16 protein-coding genes and 2 tRNA genes are annotated in these 19,582 nt (G+C 74.1%); 6 read left to right on the top strand and 12 right to left on the bottom strand.

Annotation, left to right across the window (positions count from 1 at the left end; translation table 11 throughout):
- Nucleotides 1-39: 39 nt before the first annotated feature.
- Nucleotides 40-1,545: an amidohydrolase gene (locus KUM42_RS05265; protein WP_237495571.1), complete on the bottom strand. Its 1,506-nt coding sequence runs from the start codon at nucleotides 1,543-1,545 to the stop codon at nucleotides 40-42.
- Entirely contained in the window at nucleotides 1,542-2,948 is a 1,407-nt protein-coding gene (locus KUM42_RS05270; protein WP_237495574.1) for a serine hydrolase, read from the bottom strand. The genes KUM42_RS05265 and KUM42_RS05270 overlap by 4 nt, the downstream gene beginning before the upstream one ends.
- A 91-nt stretch (nucleotides 2,949-3,039) precedes the next feature.
- Between KUM42_RS05270 and cofC the strand changes: the two genes are divergently transcribed.
- Genes cofC through KUM42_RS05285 form a run of 3 tightly spaced genes read left to right on the top strand, consistent with a single transcriptional unit; the run spans nucleotide 3,040 to nucleotide 6,693 of the window.
- Nucleotides 3,040-3,687, top strand: coding sequence for a 2-phospho-L-lactate guanylyltransferase (cofC, locus tag KUM42_RS05275; RefSeq protein ID WP_237495576.1), 648 nt, complete (start codon nucleotides 3,040-3,042; stop codon nucleotides 3,685-3,687).
- A gap of 14 nt (nucleotides 3,688-3,701) precedes the next feature.
- The gene (locus KUM42_RS05280) at nucleotides 3,702-5,762 is read left to right on the top strand and encodes an RNA degradosome polyphosphate kinase (protein WP_237495578.1); all 2,061 of its coding nucleotides are present in this window, start codon (nucleotides 3,702-3,704) and stop codon (nucleotides 5,760-5,762) included.
- A complete protein-coding gene (locus KUM42_RS05285; protein ID WP_237495580.1) occupies nucleotides 5,746-6,693 on the top strand; it encodes an NUDIX domain-containing protein in 948 nt (315 codons plus the stop codon). The genes KUM42_RS05280 and KUM42_RS05285 overlap by 17 nt, the downstream gene beginning before the upstream one ends.
- Before the next feature lie 160 nt (nucleotides 6,694-6,853).
- Here KUM42_RS05285 and leuD read toward each other — a convergent pair whose 3' ends face one another.
- Nucleotides 6,854-7,462 (bottom strand): 3-isopropylmalate dehydratase small subunit, encoded by a 609-nt coding sequence (gene leuD, locus KUM42_RS05290; RefSeq protein WP_237495581.1) that lies wholly within the window; start codon nucleotides 7,460-7,462, stop codon nucleotides 6,854-6,856.
- A gap of 5 nt (nucleotides 7,463-7,467) precedes the next feature.
- Nucleotides 7,468-8,925 (bottom strand): 3-isopropylmalate dehydratase large subunit, encoded by a 1,458-nt coding sequence (gene leuC, locus KUM42_RS05295; protein WP_370629339.1) that lies wholly within the window; start codon nucleotides 8,923-8,925, stop codon nucleotides 7,468-7,470.
- A gap of 29 nt (nucleotides 8,926-8,954) precedes the next feature.
- On the opposite strand from leuC, the gene KUM42_RS05300 reads away from it, so the two are divergent.
- The gene (locus KUM42_RS05300; protein ID WP_237495586.1) at nucleotides 8,955-9,656 is read left to right on the top strand and encodes an IclR family transcriptional regulator; all 702 of its coding nucleotides are present in this window, start codon (nucleotides 8,955-8,957) and stop codon (nucleotides 9,654-9,656) included.
- A gap of 103 nt (nucleotides 9,657-9,759) precedes the next feature.
- Nucleotides 9,760-10,872: a sulfite oxidase gene (locus KUM42_RS05305; RefSeq protein ID WP_237495588.1), complete on the top strand. Its 1,113-nt coding sequence runs from the start codon at nucleotides 9,760-9,762 to the stop codon at nucleotides 10,870-10,872.
- A gap of 103 nt (nucleotides 10,873-10,975) precedes the next feature.
- Here the strand turns inward: KUM42_RS05305 and KUM42_RS05310 are convergent, their stop codons facing one another.
- The 7 genes from KUM42_RS05310 to KUM42_RS05345 all read right to left on the bottom strand — a co-directional run bounded on the left by KUM42_RS05310 (nucleotide 10,976) and on the right by KUM42_RS05345 (nucleotide 17,486).
- The gene (locus tag KUM42_RS05310; protein ID WP_237495590.1) at nucleotides 10,976-11,326 is read right to left on the bottom strand and encodes a hypothetical protein; all 351 of its coding nucleotides are present in this window, start codon (nucleotides 11,324-11,326) and stop codon (nucleotides 10,976-10,978) included.
- Nucleotides 11,327-11,357: 31 nt separating this feature from the next.
- On the bottom strand, nucleotides 11,358-13,058 hold the full coding sequence (locus KUM42_RS05315) for a sodium:solute symporter family protein (RefSeq protein WP_237495592.1): 1,701 nt from the start codon (nucleotides 13,056-13,058) through the stop codon (nucleotides 11,358-11,360).
- 328 nt (nucleotides 13,059-13,386) lie between these two features.
- Nucleotides 13,387-13,459: transfer RNA gene (locus KUM42_RS05320), tRNA-Glu, on the bottom strand.
- An 88-nt stretch (nucleotides 13,460-13,547) separates the two neighbouring features.
- Nucleotides 13,548-13,619: transfer RNA gene (locus KUM42_RS05325), tRNA-Gln, on the bottom strand.
- An 83-nt stretch (nucleotides 13,620-13,702) separates the two neighbouring features.
- On the bottom strand, nucleotides 13,703-15,052 hold the full coding sequence (locus KUM42_RS20245; protein WP_304610748.1) for a CPBP family intramembrane glutamic endopeptidase: 1,350 nt from the start codon (nucleotides 15,050-15,052) through the stop codon (nucleotides 13,703-13,705).
- A 152-nt stretch (nucleotides 15,053-15,204) separates the two neighbouring features.
- Nucleotides 15,205-16,680, bottom strand: coding sequence for a glutamate--tRNA ligase (gene gltX / locus KUM42_RS05340; RefSeq protein WP_237495595.1), 1,476 nt, complete (start codon nucleotides 16,678-16,680; stop codon nucleotides 15,205-15,207).
- Nucleotides 16,677-17,486: a fumarylacetoacetate hydrolase family protein gene (locus KUM42_RS05345; protein ID WP_237495597.1), complete on the bottom strand. Its 810-nt coding sequence runs from the start codon at nucleotides 17,484-17,486 to the stop codon at nucleotides 16,677-16,679. The genes gltX and KUM42_RS05345 overlap by 4 nt, the downstream gene beginning before the upstream one ends.
- A gap of 85 nt (nucleotides 17,487-17,571) precedes the next feature.
- On the opposite strand from KUM42_RS05345, the gene KUM42_RS05350 reads away from it, so the two are divergent.
- Nucleotides 17,572-17,985 carry a VOC family protein gene (locus KUM42_RS05350; protein WP_237495599.1) on the top strand — a complete coding sequence of 138 codons (414 nt, stop codon included), beginning with the start codon at nucleotides 17,572-17,574 and terminating at the stop codon, nucleotides 17,983-17,985.
- Here KUM42_RS05350 and cimA read toward each other — a convergent pair.
- Nucleotides 17,960-19,570: a citramalate synthase gene (gene cimA / locus KUM42_RS05355; RefSeq protein WP_237495600.1), complete on the bottom strand. Its 1,611-nt coding sequence runs from the start codon at nucleotides 19,568-19,570 to the stop codon at nucleotides 17,960-17,962. The genes KUM42_RS05350 and cimA overlap by 26 nt on opposite strands.
- Nucleotides 19,571-19,582 lie beyond the last annotated feature (12 nt).

The raw sequence follows: 19,582 nt of genomic DNA on the forward strand, positions 1-19,582 counted from the left end.
GGCCCCGGGTGCGCGTCCCGCGTGTCGCCCGAGGCGTGGTCAGCCCAGCGCGGCCGACCGGTGGGTGGTGCGGCCGCCGACGAGGGTGGCCAGGACCTGCGTCGTCCGCAGTCCGGCGGCGCCGTCGCGGGCCAGCACCGTCGCGGGCGGCTCGGCCACCACGACCAGGTCGGCGACGTCGCCGACCTGCACGCCGCGCCGCCCGCCGCTGGCCGCGGCGAGCGCGGTGTCGAGGTCCAGGTGCTGCTCGGGGTGCCAGGCGTCGCGGGCGTCGAGCGAGCGGTGGACGGCGGCGGCGATGCCGTCCCAGGGGTCCAGCGGCGCGACCGGGGCGTCGGAGCCCAGCACCAGCTCCGCCCCGGCGTCGGCCAGCGCGCGGTAGGGGAACGCGCGGGCGGTGGCCCCGGCCCAGTGCAGGTCGGCGGCGTCCCGGTCGTCGACGGCGTGCCGGGGCTGGACACTGGCGACCACCCCGAGCGCGGCGAAGCGCGGCAGGTCCGCGGCGTGCACCTGCTGGGCGTGCTCGACCCGGCCGGTCACCCCCGCGGCGGCGAACCCGTCCAGCGCCACGGCCACGGCCCGGTCGCCGATGGCGTGCACCGACCGGTCCAGCCCGGCGTCCGCGGCCCGGCGCAGCAGCCGGGCCAGCTCGGCCGGCGGGGTGCGCAGCAGCCCGTGCGCCTCCGGCCCGGTCAGGCCCGGGTAGGGCCGGTCGCAGAAGGCGGTGCGGGTGCCCAGCGAGCCGTCGACGAACACCTTGAGCGGGCCGACCCGCAGCCGGTCGGCCGCCACCGCGTCGGTCACACCGGGCAGCGGGTCACCGCTGCGCAGCCCGGCGGCGATCGTCGCCTCCAGCCGGTCCACGTAGACCGCGGTGCGCACCCGCAGCGGCGGGCCGCCGGGCGCCAGCGCGGCCCGCCGCGCCCAGTCGGTCACCAGGTCGCCGTACTCGAAGTCGGTGACGGCGGTGACCCCGCGGGCGGCGGCCGCGGCGGCGGCGTCGAACACCCAGCGGTCAACCACCGCCGGGGCCGCACCGGCCGCGCGGGCGAAGACCTCCATCGCCTCGTGCTCCCGGACGACGCCGCTCGGCTCGCGCACGCCCAGCAGGTGCGCCGCGACGGTGCTGCACCAGGCCGTGTGCAGGTCGCCGCTGATCAGCACGACGGGCACCCCGGGCAGCGCGGCGTCCAGCACCGCCGCCGACGCCGGCTCGGGCCACAGCGCGTCGCGGAAGCCCTGGCCGACCACGAACCCGCCAGGGGCGCCGTCCGGCAGCGCGGCGGCCACCAGCGCGGCGGCCACCAGCGCGGCGGCCACCGCGGCCGAACCTGCGGCGGAGACGTCGATCCGCTGCCGCGCCGCCGCCCACTGCTCCAGGTGCACGTGCCCGTCGACCAGCCCGGGCAGCAGCACGGCGCCGTCGAGGTCGAGCACGTCGGCGGCGGCCAGGTCGGTGCCGACAGCGGTCACCCGGCCGCCGTCCAGCAGCACGTCCTGGACGACCCCGCCCAGCCGCGCCCGGCGCAGGAGCAGCCGGCTCACCCGGCGACCTGCCCGGCCCGCCGGGCGCGGAAGACCTCCTCCGGCCACGCCGTGATGCCGCCGAGCCGGACCGACGCGGCGGTGCCGTCCGCGGCCCACTCGTAGGTGACGGCCTCCCCCGCCGAGCCGAAGCCGGCCACCGACTCCTGGCGCAGCACGCCCGGGGCCTCCGGCGAGAGCTCCAGGAAGTCCTCGGCCGGTTCCGGGGCACCGGGGTGCAGCAGCACCAGGCGGCCGCCCAGCAGCGCGACGTCGGTGGTGCCCCAGAGGTTGACGAAGCGGCCGGCGTGCCGCGTCAGCTCCGGCGTCGGGGCGGTCGCACCCCCCGGCGCGGCCAGCGCCAGGTCCAGCAGTGCGAACAGCCCGCGGGCCAGGGCGTCGGCGGGCCCGTCGACGGCGTTGGTGAGCACGCTGACCACCACCCGGGCCTCGGGGTCGATCCAGGTGCGGGTGATGTGGCCGGGGTAGCCGCCGCTGTGCCCGACCAGCGTCCGGTCGCCCTGGGTGCGCAGGTCCATGCCCAGGCCGTAGTGCCGGGCGGGCTTGCCGTGCGCCTCCACGACCGACTCCGGACGGCGCATCAGCCGCTTGCTCGCCTCGGTCAGCAGCGCCGGGTCCCCGGCGAAGTGCGCGGCGCCGAAGCCGGTGAGGTCGCGGGCGGTCGAGAAGAAGCCGGTCGCGGCGGCCATCGCCCGGGTGTCGACGTGCGGGACCGTGAGCCGGGAGTCCTCGCCGTCCAGCAGCCCGGTGTGCCCGGCGGCGAAGTCCGCTGCCCGGGCCGGGTCCCACTCCGGACCGGTGTCGGCCAGGCCCAGCCGGTCGACCACCGCGGCCTGCACGTGCGCGGCGTACGTCGTACCGGTGACCGCCTCGATCGCCAGGCCCAGCAGCGAGTAGCCGATGTTGGAGTACTTGAAGTGCTCGTTGGGCTCGAACACCGCTCCCTCGCCGGTGGCGATCTCCAGCAGCAGGCGCTCGTCGGGGAAGGGCTGCAGCAGCTGCCAGTGGTCGTTGTCCCCGCCGTCCCGGATGACGCCGCCCTGGTGCCCGAGCAGCTCGCGCACCGTCACCGGCGCCAGCGGCGTCCCGGCCAGCGCGGGCACGTGTGCGGCGATCGGGTCGTCCAGCCGCATCCTGCCGGCCTCGACCAGCTGCAGGACGGCGGTCGCGGTGAACGTCTTGGAGTGCGAGGCGATGCGGAACAGGTGCCCCGGCGTCAGCGGCGCCCCGGTCGACACGTCCGCGACGCCGAGCGCGGTGTCCAGCACCAGCCGGTCGCCCACCCGGACGGCGGCCTGCACGCCGGGCACCCGCAGCTTGCGGCGCTGCAGCTCCAGCCACGACTCCAGGTACGGGGCGGCGGCCGCGGCCACCTCGGCGGTCTGCTCGGGGCTGCTGCTCATGGGGTGCGCTCCTGGGGCGGGGACGGGTGCCGGGGAGCAGACCACCACACCGGCCGAGCCGCACCGCACCGGGGTGTGCTCACATCGGGGTGTGCAGCCGTGGTCCCTCGTCGTCCCCGCCAAGCTGCTCAGCCGCGCCAAGACCCGGCTGGCCCCGCTCACCGCCCGGTCCGGCGACGACGCCCCCGCCCGGCACCGCGAGCTGGTGCTGGCGATGCTCGGCGACACCGTGGCCGCCGCACTCGCCAGCCCGGCCGTGGCCGGGGTGCTGGTGGTCACCGACGACCCGGGCGTGGGCGACCTGGTGCGCGCCCTCGGCGCACGGACGACGCCGGACGTCCCCGACCGCGGGCTGAACGCCGCACTCGCCCACGGGGCGGCCACCGCCCGGGCCGCAGGGGCACGGGCGGTCGCGGCGATGAGCTCGGACCTGCCGGCGCTGCGGGCCGAGGAGCTCACCGCCGCCCTGGCGGCGGTGGTGGGTGGGCGCGGCTTCGTCGCCGACGCCGACGGCACCGGGACGACGCTGCTGTGCGCCGCGACCGGTGAGCTGGACCCCCGCTTCGGGCCCGGCTCGGCCGCCGCGCACGCCGCCGGCGGGGCGGTGCCGCTGGCCGGCGACTGGCCGGGGCTGCGCCGCGACGTCGACACCGCCGCCGACCTGGACGCCGCCGGGGGCCTGGGCGTGGGCCCCCGGACGGCCCGTCTCCTGGCCGCCACCCCGTGGTCACCGGGGTGAGGCAGGATCCACCCGTGTCCGCCGCTCCCTCCCCGCTGCCCGCCGATCGATTCCTCAACCGCGAGCTGTCCTGGTTGGACTTCAACTCCCGGGTGCTCGAGCTGGCCGAGGACGCCGACGCGCCCCTGCTCGAGCGGGTCAAGTTCCTGTCGATCTTCGCCAGCAACCTGGACGAGTTCTTCATGGTGCGCATCGCCGGGCTCAAGCGCCGGCAGAGCACGGGCCTGGCCGTTCGCTCCCCCGACGGGCTCACCATCCGCGAGCAGCTGACCCGGGTCACCGACCGCACCCGCGACCTGGAGCACCGGCACGCGGCGGTGTTCAACACCGACGTCGTCCCGCGGCTGGCCGAGCACGGCATCCGGATCGTGGTCTGGTCCGACCTCGACGACGCCGACGCGATGCGGCTGCGGGAGTACTTCCGCGACCAGGTCTTCCCGGTGCTCACCCCGCTGGCGGTCGACCCGGCGCACCCGTTCCCGTACATCAGCGGGCTGTCGCTCAACCTCGCCGTCTCCGTCCGCGACCCCGAGACCGGGGCGCCGAAGTTCGCCCGGCTCAAGGTGCCCAACAACGTGCCCCGGTTCATCCCGGTCGGCCCGGTCGGTGAGACCGCGGTGTTCCTGCTGCTCGAGGAGCTCATCGCCGCGCACCTGAGCGCGCTGTTCCCGGGCCTGGACGTGCTGGACCACCACCTGTTCCGGGTCACCCGCAACGCCGACCTCGAGGTCGAGGAGGACCGCGACGAGGACCTGCTGCAGGCCCTGGAGCGCGAGCTGGCCCGGCGGCGGTTCGGCCCGGCCGTGCGGCTGGAGGTCACCGACACCATGGACCCGCAGATCCTCGAGGTCCTGGTGTCGGAGCTGGAGATCAGCAGCGCCGACGTGGTCTCGGTGCCCGGCCCGCTGGACCTCGGCGCGCTGATGGCGCTCTACGACCTGGACCGCCCCGAGCTCAAGGACGACCCGTTCGTCCCGGCCACGCACCCGCGACTGAGCGAGGGCGAGACGCCCAAGAGCGTGTTCGCCACGCTGCGCGAGGGCGACGTGCTGCTGCACCACCCCTACGACTCCTTCGCCACCAGCGTGCAGCGGTTCATCGAGCAGGCCGCCGCCGACCCGCACGTGCTGGCGATCAAGCAGACGCTGTACCGCACCTCCGGTGACTCCCCCATCGTGCAGGCGCTGATCGAGGCCGCCCAGGCCGGCAAGCAGGTCGTGGTGCTGGTGGAGATCAAGGCCCGCTTCGACGAGGAGGCCAACATCAGCTGGGCGCGGTCGCTCGAGCGTGCCGGCTGCCACGTCGTCTACGGCCTGGTGGGCCTGAAGACCCACTGCAAGACGGCGCTGGTGGTGCGGATGGAGAACGGCGTGCTGCGCCGGTACTGCCACATCGGCACCGGCAACTACAACCCCAAGACCGCCCGCGTCTACGAGGACCTCGGCGTCCTCACCGCCGACCCGCGGGTGGGTGCGGACCTCACCGACCTGTTCAACACCCTCACCGGGTACTCGCGGCAGACCACCTACCGCTCGCTGATGGTCGCCCCGCACGGCATCCGCAACGGGCTGCTGGAGAAGATCCGCCGCGAGGCCCGGCACGCCGCCGAGGGCCGCCCGTCCGGCATCCGGATCAAGGTGAACTCCCTCGTCGACGAGCAGCTCATCGACGCCCTCTACGAGGCCTCCCGGGCCGGGGTGCCGGTCGAGCTGCTGATCCGCGGCATCTGCGCGCTGCGCCCCGGGGTGCCCGGGCTCAGCGAGAACATCCGGGCGCGGTCGATCGTCGGCCGGTTCCTGGAGCACTCGCGGGTGGTCCACTTCGCCAACGACGGGACGCCGGAGTGGTGGCTGGGCAGCTCGGACCTGATGCACCGCAACCTCGACCGCCGGGTGGAGGTGCTGCTGCGGGTCAACGACGCCGCCGCCCAGCGCCAGCTCCAGCGGGTGTTCGACCTGGACATGGCCCCCGACGTCCGCAGCTGGGAGCTGGCCGCCGACGCGACCTGGACCCACACCGGCGGGCGCGACTCCCAGGCCGAGCTGCTCGCCACCCGGGGTGAGAACGCTGGCTGACGAACCCCGCCTGACCCCTGCCGCCGGTGGTGCCCTGTGGCGCCTGGACGACGACGGGGTGCTGCAGACCGCGCTGGTGCACCGGCAGAAGTACGACGACTGGTCGCTGCCCAAGGGCAAGCTGGACGCCGGGGAGCACGCGCTGGCCGCCGCCGTCCGCGAGGTCGTCGAGGAGACCGGGCTGGACGTCGTCGTGGGCCGGCGCAGCGTGCAGACCCGCTACGTCAACCGGCACGGTCCCAAGCGGGTCGACTACTGGGTGATGCAGGTCGTCGGCGGGGAGTTCGTGCCCAACGACGAGGTCGACGAGCTGCACTGGCTCACCGTGCCCGAGGCCGTGGCGCAGGTCAGCCACGACCACGACCGGGCGGTGCTCACCGACCTGGCGCGCACCGACGTGCCGCGGTCACCGCGGGTCCTGCTGGTGCGGCACGCCTCGGCCGGCGACCGCTCCGACTGGGCCGGCCCGGACGCCGAGCGCCCGCTGGACCGCCGCGGCCGCGACCAGGCCGCGCGGCTGGCCGCCCTGCTGCCCGTCTTCGGCCCGGCCCGGCTGCTCACCGCCCCGCCGGTGCGCTGCCAGCAGACCCTCGCCCCGCTCGCCGCGGCGCTGGGCCTGGACGTGGGCGAGGCACCGGAGCTCGGCGAGGAGCACTTCGCCACCGACCCGCAGGCCGGCCTGGACCTGGTCGAGCGGCTCCTGGCCACCGACACCGGCGGTGGGCCGACGCTGGTCTGCAGCCAGGGCGGGGCGATCCCGTCGGTGCTGCTGGCCCTGGGCGTCCGCTGGCACGCCGGCGCCGCGGCGCTGCACCCACCCGCGGCCAAGGGCAGCGTGTGGGCGCTGGGCGGTGCGCCCGACGCGGAGACCGACGGGCTGGTCGCCGACTACTACCGCGACTTCTCCGCCGACCCGGCCGCCCCGCGCTAGCGGGAGGACCCCCGCTGCCCCCACCACTCGCGAGCTCGCGGCGGGACCCGGCAGCGGGGCCGATCGGGCGCGGTGGGCTGCCTCCTGACGCAGCGGAGGCCGTCCTCCCGCAGGTGCGGGAGGACGGCCTCGGCTCAGATGACCTGATCCGACGCTGGGGTCAGCGGGTGGGCAGGGCCGGCAGCGACGCCGGCTTCCAGGCGGGACGCCGGGACTCGAAGGCGGTGATGTCGTCGAGGTGCCGCTCGGTGAGGCCGACGTCGTCCAGGCCCTCCAGCAGCCGCCAGCGGGTGTACGGGTCGATCGTGAACGGCACGGTGGTGTGGGAGTAGGTGACCTGCTCGGTCTGCAGGTCCACCGTCACCGGCAGCGCCGGGTCGGCCTCGACCGCGGCCCACAGCGCCTCGACGTCGGCCTCGGGCAGGACGACGGTGAGCAGCCCGGCCTTGGTCGAGTTGTTGCGGAAGATGTCGGCGAACCGGGAGCTGATGACCACCCGGAAGCCGCCGTCCAGCAGTGCCCAGTTGGCGTGCTCGCGCGAGGACCCGGTGCCGAAGTCGGGGCCGGCGACCAGGATCGAGGCGTCCGCGTACTGCGGCTGGTTGAGCACGAAGTCGGGCTCGTTCTTCCGCCAGGCCACGAACAGCCCGTCCTCGAAGCCGGTGCGGGTGATCCGCTTGAGGTACTCGGCCGGGATGATCTGGTCGGTGTCGACGTTGCTGCGGCGCAGCGGGGCGGCCGTGCCGGTGTGGGTGGTGAAGGCGTCCATCTGTCTCAGACTCCAGCGGTCTCGAGGTCGGCCGGGGCGGTGAGCTTCCCGGTCAGCGCGGTCGCGGCGGCCACGGCCGGGGACACCAGGTGGGTGCGCCCGCCCTTGCCCTGCCGGCCCTGGAAGTTGCGGTTGCTGGTCGAGGCAGACCGCTCGCCGGGCTTGAGCTGGTCGGGGTTCATGCCCAGGCACATCGAGCAGCCCGCGCCGCGCCACTCGGCACCGGCCTCGGTGAACACCTGGTCCAGGCCCTCGGCCTCGGCCTGCAGCTTCACCGCCACCGACCCGGGGACGACGAGCATGCGGGTGTCGGCGTCGACGTGCTTGCCCTTGAGCAGGGCGGCGGCGACCCGGAGGTCCTCGATCCGGCCGTTGGTGCAGGAGCCGAGGAACACGGTGTCGACGGAGATCTCGCGCAGCGGGGTGCCGGCGGTCAGGCCCATGTACTCCAGCGCCGACTCGGCGGCCAGCCGGTCGCTCTCGTCGGCGATGGTGGCCGGGTCGGGCACGCTGGCGCCGATCGGCAGGCCCTGGCCGGGGTTGGTGCCCCAGGTGACGTAGGGGGTGAGCGAGGCGGCGTCGATGCGCACCTCGCGGTCGAAGACGGCGTCCTCGTCGGTGCGCAGCGTCGACCAGTGCGCCACCGCGGCGTCCCAGTCGGCACCCTGCGGGGCGTGCGGGCGCCCGGCGAGGTAGTCGAACGTGGTCTGGTCGGGGGCGATGAGCCCGGCGCGGGCACCGGCCTCGATCGACATGTTGCAGATCGTCATCCGGGCCTCCATCGACAGCGCCTCGATCGCGCTGCCGCGGTACTCGATGACGTGGCCCTGGCCGCCGCCGGTGCCGATCTCGGCGATGACGGCGAGGATGACGTCCTTGGCGCTGACGCCGGGGGGCAGCTCGCCGTCGACGGTCACCGACATCTGCTTGGCCGGGTACTGCGGCAGCGTCTGGGTGGCCAGCACGTGCTCGACCTCGCTGGTGCCGATGCCGAAGGCCAGCGCGCCGAAGGCGCCGTGCGTGGAGGTGTGGCTGTCACCGCACACGATCGTCATGCCCGGCTGGGTGAGCCCCAGCTGCGGGCCGATGACGTGCACGATGCCCTGGTCGCGGTCGCCCATGGGCGCGAGCCGGATGCCGAACTCGGCGGCGTTGCGGCGCAGCGCGTCGACCTGCGCCCGGCTCACCGGGTCCGCGATCGGGCTGAGGATGTCCAGCGTCGGGACGTTGTGGTCCTCGGTGGCCATCGTCAGGTCGGGACGACGGACGGTGCGCCCGGCGGCACGCAGCCCGTCGAAGGCCTGCGGGCTGGTCACCTCGTGCACGAGGTGCAGGTCGATGTAGAGCAGGTCCGGCTCGCCCTCGGTCCGCCGGACGACGTGCTCCTCGTACACCTTCTGCGCCAGAGTCTGGCCCACCGGTCCTCCTCGTCGCGACCTGCTGCGGTCGTCCTCGCTTGTCATCTCATACAGTGAGATGCCAGTATTGCTACGTGGGACAGCCTAACCCCGTTGCCGTGTTGGACAAAGCAGTGGCCATCCTCCGCGCGGTGGCCGACGAACCGGCCAGCCTCGCCGAGCTGGTCACCCGGACCGAGCTGCCGCGGGCCACCGCCCACCGGCTGGCCACCGCCCTGGAGGCGCACCGGTTGCTGCGCCGCACGTCGGCGGGCACCTGGGCGCCCGGGCCCGCGCTGTCCGAGCTCGGCCGCGGCGGCGCCGACCTCGCCGAGGTGTCCGCCCGGCCGCTGGCCACCCTGCGCGACACCACCGGCGAGAGCGCGCAGTTCTACGTCCGCGACGGGGGCAGCCGGGTCTGCATCGCCGCCGCCGAGCGCAGCAGCGGGCTGCGCGACACGGTCCCGGTCGGCGCCCGGCTGCCGCTGACCGCGGGGTCCGCGGCCCACGCCCTGCTCGCCTTCGCCCCCGCCGACGAGGTCACCCCCCTGCTGCCGGCCGCGAGCTTCACCGCCCGCACGCTGCTCGACGTCCGGCGCCGCGGCTGGGCGCACAGCGTCGCCGAGCGGGAGCCCGGCGTCGCCTCCCTCTCCGCGCCGGTGCGCGACGGCGCCGGTGGCGTGCTGGGGGCGGTGTCGATCTCCGGCCCGGTCGAGCGCGTCGGTCGCCGTCCCGGCCCGGAGGTGGTCGCCGCCGTCCTGGACGCCGCGGTCGCGATCTCCCGCGCCGCTCGCTGAACGGGTCGGAGGCCCTCACCCCGCGCCCCGCTCGAGGCGGGACCCGGCAGGCAGGCCCGGGGCCCGCCTTCCCTCGGGGGGCGTCCGGCGGTAGACAGGGCGGGTGGAGCTCACCGACACGTACCAGGGCCGCGCACGCATCGCCGGGGACGGCGAGGGGGTCGGGCTCGACGAGCTGGCCCTGGCCACCCGCAACCACGGCCTGCCGCTGGAGGCCCTGCGCTTTGACGTGACGCCGCCCGGCCTGCACTACGTGCTCACGCACTTCGACATCCCCGCCGTCGACCCGGCCGAGCACGTCCTGGAGGTCACCGGCGCCGTCGAGCGGCCGCTGCGGCTGACCCTGGCCGACCTGCAGGCGCGCACCCCCGCCTCGGCCCGGGTGCTGCTGGAGTGCGCCGGCAACGGCCGCGCCCGGTTCGCCCCGCGGCCGGTCAGCCAGCCCTGGTTGCTGGAGGCCGTCGGGACGGCGGAGTGGGGTGGCACGCCGCTGGCGCCGCTGCTGGCCGAGGCCGGGGTGTCGCCCGACGCGGTCGACGTGGTGTTCACCGGCGCCGACCACGGGGTCGAGCGCGGCGTGGAGCAGGACTACGCCCGCGGGCTCCCGGTCGCCGAGGCGCTGCGCCCGGACGTCCTGCTGGCCTGGTCGATGAACGGCGCTCCCCTGCCGCCGCAGCACGGCGCACCGCTGCGACTGGTGGTCCCGGGCTGGTACGGCATGGCCCACGTGAAGTGGCTGACCCGGATCGAGGTGCTCACCGAGCCCTTCACCGGTTACCAGAACGCGGTCGCCTACCGCGTCGCCACGGAGACCGGTGACCCCGGCGAGCCGGTGACCCGGATCCGCCCGCGGGCGCTGATGAGCCCGCCCGGGTGGCCGGACTTCATGACCCGCGAGCGCTTCGTGCCGGCCGGGACGGTCACCCTGTCCGGGCGGGCGTGGTCGGGCCGCGCGCCGGTGACCCGGGTCGAGGTCAGCACCGACGGCGGCGCGAGCTGGGCCGACGCTGAGCTCGCGCCGGCCGACCGGGCGCACCCCTTCGCCTGGCGGGCCTGGTCGCACGGGTGGGCCGCCGAGCCGGGCGCCACCGAGCTGCTGGTGCGGGCCACCGACGCGACGGGCGAGACCCAGCCGGTCGAGCAGGAGTGGAACCGCCAGGGCATGGCCAACACCCTCGTCCAGCGCGTGCCGGTCACGGTCCTGCCGCCCCGCTGAACGACGGCGGCCCCGCACCCGATGTGGGTGCGGGGCCGCCGTGGCCCGGTCCAGAGGCTCGCCGCGAGAGCTCGCGGGCGGAGAGGAGGACCGGGTCCTCCGTCTACGGCTTCGGCAGGTCCGAGCCGTCGCTGGTGCCCTCGCCGGCCTGCTTCTCCAGCGCCGCCGGGTCGACGACGACCGGGCGGAGCTTGAGCCACAGCGCGAACAGCAGGGCGACGACGATCATGGCGATCCCCGCCCACAGGTTCGCGTTCACGTCGCCGGTCTTGGCCCGGTCGCTCGGGCTGTTGTCGACGATGCCGACGACGGTCAGCACGATGCCGTAGAAGCCGATCAGCCCGGCGATGACCGTGCGGACGTCGTAGGCGCCCGCCGTGTGCTTCTTGCCCGACGTCGGCGTGCCGGACGCCGGCTTGCCCGCGTTGTCGGAGGCGTGCGATGCGGTGCTCATGTCCTGCTCCTCTCGGGGACGCTGGCGACGGTCAGCGGAAGATCACGTTCAGGGCGATGACCAGCACCAGGGAGATGGTGGCCAGCTTGGTGGGCGACTGGTACCAGGGCAGCCGGTGCGCCTCGGGGTCGGTCCGCTGCTCCTTCGGCGTCTCGGAGTAGACGAGACCGACGAGCTCGGCGACCGGCTTGGGCCTGGTCACCATGCTCACCGCGACGCTGACGACGATGTCGACGACGAAGGCGGTGGCGGCGGCGACGAAGCTCGCCCCCTGACCGCTGAGCGGCAGCCAACCCTGCGACAGGTTGCCCAGCGAGTCCTCGCTCGCGACGGCGATCACGATCGCACCGAGCGTGCCCGACACGAGGCCGGTCCACCCAGCGGTGGCCGTCATCCGCTTCCAGAACATGCCGAGGATGAACGTCGCGAACAGCGGGGCGTTGAAGAAGCCGAACAGCGTCTGCAGGTAGTCCATCAGGTTGCTGTAGCCCGAGGCGATGAGCGCGGTGAAGATCGCGATGATCGTGGCGCCCAGGGTGGCCCAGCGGCCCACGGCCAGGTAGTAGCCGTCGGGACGGTCCTTCTTCACGTACTGCTGCCACAGGTCGTAGCTGAAGACGGTGTTGAAGGCGGAGATGTTCGCCGCCATGCCGGCCATGAACGAGGCCAGCAGACCGGCGATCGCCACGCCGAGCAGGCCGTTGGGCAGCACGTCGCGGATCAGCAGCAGGATCGAGTTGTTGTAGTCGAAGTCCGGGTCACCGGCGGCCTTGGCCGTGGTGACGTCGTTGACCAGGACCGCAGCGATCATGCCCGGGATGATCACGATGAAGGGGATGAACATCTTCGGGAACGAGCCGATGATCGGCGCGCTGCGCGCCGCGGACAGCGACTTGGTCGCCATCGCCCGCTGCACCTCGACGAAGTTCGTCGTCCAGTAGCCGAAGGAGAGCACGAAGCCCAGGCCGAAGACGATGCCGATGACCGACAGCACCGGGTTGTCGATGCCCGACAGCCCCTCGCCCGGCCACGAGCGCAGGTCGGCCTCGCCGCCGACGGAACCACGGACCTTGTCGACCAGACCGCCGACGCCGCCGACGCGGTGCAGGCCGATCAGGGTCAACGGCAGCAGGGCCGCGACGATGACGAAGAACTGCAGGACCTCGTTGTAGATGGCCGCCGACAGCCCGCCCAGGGTGATGTAGCTCAGCACGATGAGCGCGGCGAGGATCAGCGAGACCCACAGCGGCCAGCCCAGCAGCGCGTTCACGATGGTGGCCAGCAGGTACAGGTTGATGCCGGCGATGAGGACCTGGGCGATGGCGAAGCTCAGCGCGTTGACCAGGTGGGCGCCGGTGCCGAAGCGGCGGCGCATGAACTCCGGGACGCTGCGGACCTTCGAGCCGTAGTAGAAGGGCATCATCACCACGCCCAGGAAGAGCATCGCCGGGACGGCGCCGATCCAGAAGTAGTGGAACGTGGCCATGCCGAACTGGGCACCGTTGGCCGACATGCCGATGATCTCGACCGCACCGAGGTTGGCCGAGATGAAGGCCAGACCGGTCACCCACGCGGGCAGCGACCGGCCGGACAGGAAGAAGTCGAGGCTGTCGGAGACCCGCCGGCGTGCGGCGAACCCGATGAGCATGACGACCGCGAAGTAGGCGACGACGAGCGTGTAGTCGACGGCGTTCGCATCGAGACGCAGTGTCTCGTCTGCAGCGAGGACCACCAGGGTTCCCTCCAGGTCACAGTGACGGACCGTCGCCTCTGTCCGGCGCCGGTCCCTACCTGCCGTTCAGGGCGGGGCACGGTGGTGCGGCGCGGTGATCAGCAACGGGGACGCTAACACCGCCCGCGTGGACGGCCATCTCGTTGGTCACCGAACAGGTGACCGTCTGTGATGATCACCACGAGAGGCTGACCGGGTCTGCACGTCGGTGACCTGGGTCACTATGGCGGCAGGGAGCCCATGGTGGCACTCCCGGCGCAGGGCGGCAGACCGGGCCCGGAGACGACGAGAGCCCCCGACCTGGGTGGGTCGGGGGCTCTGCCCGTTGTAGCCCCGAAGGGATTCGAACCCTCGCTACCGCCGTGAGAGGGCGGCGTCCTGGGCCGCTAGACGACGGGGCCCCAGAAGGTGACGCTGTGCTGCTGGATCTTATCGGATGGCGCTGGTCGTGCTGTCGTGCGGTGGTGCTGAGGAGGTGGTGCTTCCTCGCTGGGGTACCAGGACTCGAACCTAGACTAACGGAACCAGAAACCGTCGGGCTGCCAATTACCCCATACCCCAAAGGCCGTTCAGCACCTTTCGGCGCCGGGAGAGAACTGTACCCGATGCCCGCAGCGGGGTCACACCGACCCCCCTGCGGCGGGTCACCGGCCCGGTGCCGACGACCCCTCCGGGCCCGGACCGGGCGGCGGGCCCTGCCCGGCGGGCGGCCCCCAGCCGGGCGCGGGCGCACGGTCCGGCCACGGGCTCTCCGCCGGCGGACCCCCGGCGGGCGGAGCGGTCCCCCAGGCCGACGGGGCAGCACCCCAGGCAGGCTGTGCACCACCCCAGGCGGGCTGTCCACCACCCCAGGCGGGCTGTCCACCACCCCAGGCCGGCGGGGCACCCCAGGCGGGCGGGACGGCGTCCCAGCCGGGCTGAGGAGCGCCCCGGCCCGGCTGCGGGGCTCCCCAACCCGACTGTCCGGGCGGCCAGGCCGCCTGCCCCCACGGCAGCGGCTGCGCAGGGCCCGGCCGGCCACCGGGAGGCCCCCACGACGCCGGAGCGGGGCCAGGCGGCAGCTCCAGCGCGTCGCTGAGCAGCTCGACCCGGAGCCTCCTGCGGGCGAGCGCCACCCAGGCCACGTACCCGCCCATGCCGATCACGCCCAGCGACGTGATCAGCAACCCGACGAGCCCACCGGGGTCGGCGGCTGCCGCGCCCTCACCGAGCGCCCCCGCCATCAGGAAGATCACGATGTTGTTGACCGCGTGCAGCACGATCGAGGCCTCGAGCCCGCCGGTCAGCCAGACGACGGCGGAGAAGGCCAGCCCGAACAGGAAGCGGTAGAGGAACGTCGTGAGGTCCGGGGGGACGTGCGCGGCGGAGAACAGCGCGGCCGTCACCACGGCGGCGACGAGCGCCCCTGCGCGGGGACGGCCGACCCAGCCGGCGACGGCCTGGCTGAGGTAGCCGCGGAACACGTACTCCTCCGCCGCGGCCTGCAGCGGCGTGGTGAACAGCACGACCAGCACCAGCCAGCCGAAGGAGTCGGCGAACCCGGTGACCTCCACGCCGGTCGCGGCGATCCCGACGAGCAGTCCGAGCACGACGGCCACCCCGAGGGTGGCCAGGGCGCGCCACGTCCAGGGCACGACCAGCCGCCAGCGCAGCCGGCCCAGGACCGAGGACGACCAGCCGATCCGCATGCCGTGCGTCACGTACCAGCACAGCCAGACGATCGGGATGGCCACGATCAGCGACAGGTTGGTGACCAGCAGGACGCCGGGGTCGGTGAGCTCGAGCAGGGCCAGGTCGGGCACCAGCCCGGTGACCAGCGAGACGACCACGACCACGATGCTGGCCACCCCGTAGAGGACGGCGAAGAGCAGCAGTCCCAGCACCGGCCGCCACCAGGCCCAGTCGCGGGCCCGCATCAGCAGCTCGTAGGGCCGGCGGACGGCGTGCGGCGGTGCGCCGGGCGGGGTGACCGGGCGCGGCGGGCGGACCGGCACCGCCCCGTGCCCGGGAACCGGGTACGGATACGGGTACGGCTGCTGCCACGGCGGCGGACCGACCGGGACCGAGGGCGGCGCCCCGTACCGGCCGGTCGGTGGCGGCCCCGAGTAGGAGGGCTCGGCCGGCGGCCCGCCCCAGCCGCCGGCGGTCATCCGGTCGCGGCGGTGCGGGCGGCCGCCAACCGGGCGAGCGTGCGCTCCCGGCCCAGCAGCTCCATGGACTCGTACAGCGGCGGGGAGACCGTGCGGCCGCTGACCGCCACCCGCACCGGCCCGAAGGCCTGCCGCGGCTTGCGCCCCAGCCCCTCGACGAGGGCGTCCTTGAGCGCGGTCTCGATCGCTGCGGTGGTCCACTCCGGCAGCGCCGTCAGCGCGGCCGTGGCGGCGTCGAGGACCTCCCCGGCACCCGCGCCCAGCTGCCTGTCGGCGGCCGCGGGGTCGATCTCGACGTCCTCGGTGAACAGGAAGCCCAGCAGCCCGACCGCGTCGGAGAGCACGATCATCCGCTCCTGGGCCAGCGGCGCGATCGCCGTCAGCACCCGGTCCTGCTCGGCCGTGGGCGGGTCGGCGAGCAGCCCGGCCCCGGTCAGGAAGGGCGTGACCCGGGTGAGGAAGTCCTCGACCGGCAGCGCCCGCAGGTGCGTGGCGTTGATCGCCTCGGCCTTCTTCAGGTCGAAGCGGGCGGAGTTGGCGTTGACGCTGTCCACGTCGAAGGCGGCGGCCATCTCGGCCGGTGAGAACACGTCGCGGTCGTCGGCGATCGACCAGCCCAGCAGGGCCAGGTAGTTGACCAGGCCCTCGGGGAGGAAGCCGCGGTCCCGGTAGACGTCGAAGTTCGACTGCGGGTCGCGCTTGGACAGCTTCTTGTTGCCCTCCCCCATGACCAGGGGCAGGTGCCCGAAGCGCGGCGTCCCGCTGGCGACCCCGATGTCGTTGAGAGCGGCGTACAGGGCGAGCTGGCGGGGGGTGGAGGACAGCAGGTCCTCCCCGCGCAGCACGTCGGTGATCCCCATCAGCGCGTCGTCGACCGGGTTGACCAGCGTGTACAGCGGCGTCCCGTTGCCCCGCACGAGGGCGAAGTCCGGCACCGCGCCGGCGGCGAAGCGGACCTCGCCGCGCACGTGGTCGACCCAGGTCAGGTCGGTGTCGGGCATCCGCAGCCGGACGACGGCCTCCCGGCCCTCGGCCAGGAACGCGGCGCGCTGGGCGTCGGTCGTCGTCCGGTCGGCGTTGTCGTAGCCGAGCTTGGGGTCCTGCCCGGCGGCGCGACGGCGGGCGTCGACCTCCTCGTTGGTGGAGAAGGACTCGTAGGCGTGCCCGGACTCCAGCAGCCTCGCCACGACGTCGCGGTAGACCTCGCTGCGCTCGGACTGCCGGTAGGGCCCGTGCGGGCCGCCGACCTCGGGGCCCTCGTCCCAGTCCAGCCCGAGCCAGCGCAGGCAGTCGAGCAGGTGCCGCTCGGACTCCGCGGTGTTGCGGGCCGCGTCGGTGTCCTCGATCCGGACGACGAACTGACCACCCGTGTGCCGGGCGTAGGCCCAGTTGTAGAGCGCGGCCCGCATGACGCCGACGTGGACGACGCCGGTCGGGGACGGGCAGAAGCGGGTGCGCACGGGGGCGGTCACCGGGTGCCGGCCGTGGAGGTCGGGTCGGCGCCGGCGACGGAGCTGGTCAGCGTGCCCAGGCCCTCGATCGAGCACTCGACGCGCTGGCCGGGGCGGATCGGGCCGACGCCGGCCGGGGTGCCGGTGAGCACCACGTCGCCGGGCAGCAGGGTCATGACCTGGGAGATGTAGCTGATGATCGTCGGGACCGAGAACAGCAGCTGGCTGGTGCGCCCGGACTGGCGCAGCTCGCCGTCCACGGTGCAGGTGACCGCCAGGTCGGCGGGGTCCTTGCCGACCCCGGCCAGGTCGGTCTCGATCCAGGGGCCCAGCGGGCAGAAGGAGTCGAAGCCCTTGGCCCGGGTCCACTGCCCGTCGCTGCGCTGCATGTCCCGCTCGGTGACGTCGTTGCCGATCGTGTAGCCGAACACGCTGCCCATGGCCTGCTCCGGGCTCACCTGGCGCGCACCCCGGGCACCGATGACGACGGCCAGCTCGACCTCGTGGTGGACGTTGGTGCTGCCGGCCGGGATGCGGATCGCGTCACCGGGGCCGATCACCGAGGTGGAGGGCTTGAGGAAGACGAGCGGCTCCTTCGGCGCCTCGCCGGTGTTCATCTCCTGCACGTGGTCGGCGTAGTTCTTCCCCACGCACACGACCTTGCTGGGGAGGATCGGGGAGAGCAGCCGGACGTCGGCGGCGGCGAACCGCTGCCCGGTGAAGGAGATCTGGCCGAAGGGGTGGCCCTCGATCTGGGCGACCTGGCCGTCCCCGTCGAGGACCCCGAAGGACATGCCGGCTGGGTGGGCGAAGCGGACGATGCGCACACCCTGAGGCTAGCCGCGCGCGCGAACCGGGCCGAGGCTGGTCGCCGGAGAGGACGGCACCCCCGCGACGGTGCCACGATGCACCATGGCCGCCCGGATCACCGCGGTCACCGTGAACAGCCCGCGACCGGCGCAGCTGGCCGCCTGGTGGGCGGAGGTGCTCGGCTTCGAGGTGGTCGAGACCGCCGAGGACGGCTGCACCGAGATCGGCCCGCCCGGCCAGGGTGCGAAGGGCCCGGTGCCGACGGTCGCCTTCGTCCCGGTGCCCGGACCGACGCCGGGGCGGCGCCGGCTGCACCTGGACCTCAACGCCACCGACCGGTCGCAGGCCGAGGAGCTCGACCGGCTGCTCGCCCTGGGCGCCACCCCCGTCGACGTGGGTCAGGGCCCGCTGACCGAGCAGATGACCTGGCACGTGCTGGCCGATCCCGAGGGCAACGAGTTCTGCCTGCTGGCCAGCACGGTCGACCCGCTCAGCGGTGGCGCACCGCGTACGTGAGCGCGTCGACCAGGGCCCGCCAGGACGCCTCGACGATGTTGTCGTGCACCCCGACCGTGGTCCACTCCCCCGCACCGTCGGTGGTGTCGACCAGCACCCGGGTGGTGGCGCTGGTGCCGCCCTTCCAGCCCAGGATGCGCACCTTGTAGTCGGCGAGGGAGACCCCGGCCAGGTGCGGGTGGCGGCCCACCAGCGCCTGCCGGAGCGCGTTGTCCAGGGCGTTGACCGGGCCGTTGCCCTCCGCGGTGCTGATCACCCGCTCGCTGGTGCCGTCGGGGTTGGGCAGGTGCACCTTGACGGTGGCCTCGCTGACCACGTCGCCGGTGGCCGCGTGCTCGACCGACGCGCGCCAGCTCTCCAGGGTGAACAGCGGCGCGGGCGCGTCCGGCAGCTGGGCGCGCAGCAGCAGCTCGAAGGAGGCGTCGGCGGCCTCGAAGGACCAGCCCTCGGACTCCAGCACCTTCACCCGGTCGACGACGCGGCCGATCGCCTCACCCTGGCCGGTCACGTCGACGCCGAGCTCGCGGCCCTTGAGCTCGACCGAGGCCCGGCCGGCCATCTCGGTGACCAGGATGCGCATGTCGTTGCCGACGACCGCGGGGTCGAGGTGGTTGTAGAGCTCGGGGTCGACCTTGATGGCGCTGGCGTGCAGCCCCGCCTTGTGCGCGAACGCCGAGGCGCCCACGAAGGGCTGGTGGTCGTCGGGGGCGATGTTGGCGAGCTCGGCGATGGCGTGGCTGACCCGCTTGAGCTCGGGCAGGCAGTCGGCGGGCACGACCGGGAGGCCCATCTTGGTGACCAGGTTGCCGATGAGCGCGAAGGTGTCGGCGTTGCCGGCCCGCTCGCCGTAGCCGTTGGCGGTGCCCTGGACGTGCGTGACGCCGGCCTCGACCGCGGCCAGGGTGTTGGCCACCGCGCAGCCGGTGTCGTCCTGGCAGTGGATGCCGAGCTTCCCGGTGGTGCGTGCGCGCACCTCGGCGACCACCCGGCCCAGGCCCATGGGCAGCATGCCGCCGTTGGTGTCGCACATGACGCCCACCTCGGCACCGGCGGCGAACGCGGCCTCGAGCACGGCCACGCCGTAGTCGGGGTCGGCGGCGTGCCCGTCGAAGAAGTGCTCGCAGTCGACGAACACCCGCCGTCCGTGTGCCACGAGGTGGGCGACGGTGTCGGTGACCATCGCCAGGTTCTCCTCCGGTGTGGTGCGCAGCGCCTCGCGCACGTGCCGGACGTCGGACTTCGCGACCAGGCACACGACCGGCGTCTGCGCGTCCAGCAGTGCCTGCACCTGCGGGTCCTCGGCCACCGCCACCCCGGCCTTGCGAGTGGCACCGAAGGCGACCAGCTGGGCGTTCCGCAGCTGCAGCTCGGTGCGGGCGCGGGCGAAGAACTCGGTGTCCTTGGGCAGCGCACCGGGCCAGCCGCCCTCGATGAAGCCCACGCCGATCTCGTCGAGCAACCGGGCGACGGCGAGCTTGTCGGCCACGGAGTAGCTGACGCCCTCGCGCTGGGCGCCGTCGCGCAGGGTGGTGTCGAAGACGTGGAAGTCGGTCACGTCGACGGTCGGGGCGGGCTGGTCGGCCACGGTGTCTCCGGT

Origin of the sequence: Modestobacter sp. L9-4 (assembly GCF_019112525.1) — a bacterium.
GTDB lineage: Bacteria > Actinomycetota > Actinomycetes > Mycobacteriales > Geodermatophilaceae > Modestobacter.

Coding starts and splice junctions, on each gene's coding strand:
- KUM42_RS05270 (WP_237495574.1), bottom strand. CDS start 2,948: ATGAGCAGCAGCCCCGAGCAGACCGCCGAGGTGGCCGCGGCCGCCGCC.
- leuD (WP_237495581.1), bottom strand. CDS start 7,462: ATGGACGCCTTCACCACCCACACCGGCACGGCCGCCCCGCTGCGCCGC.
- leuC (WP_370629339.1), bottom strand. CDS start 8,925: ATGACAAGCGAGGACGACCGCAGCAGGTCGCGACGAGGAGGACCGGTG.
- KUM42_RS05310 (WP_237495590.1), bottom strand. CDS start 11,326: ATGAGCACCGCATCGCACGCCTCCGACAACGCGGGCAAGCCGGCGTCC.
- KUM42_RS05350 (WP_237495599.1), top strand. CDS start 17,572: ATGGCCGCCCGGATCACCGCGGTCACCGTGAACAGCCCGCGACCGGCG.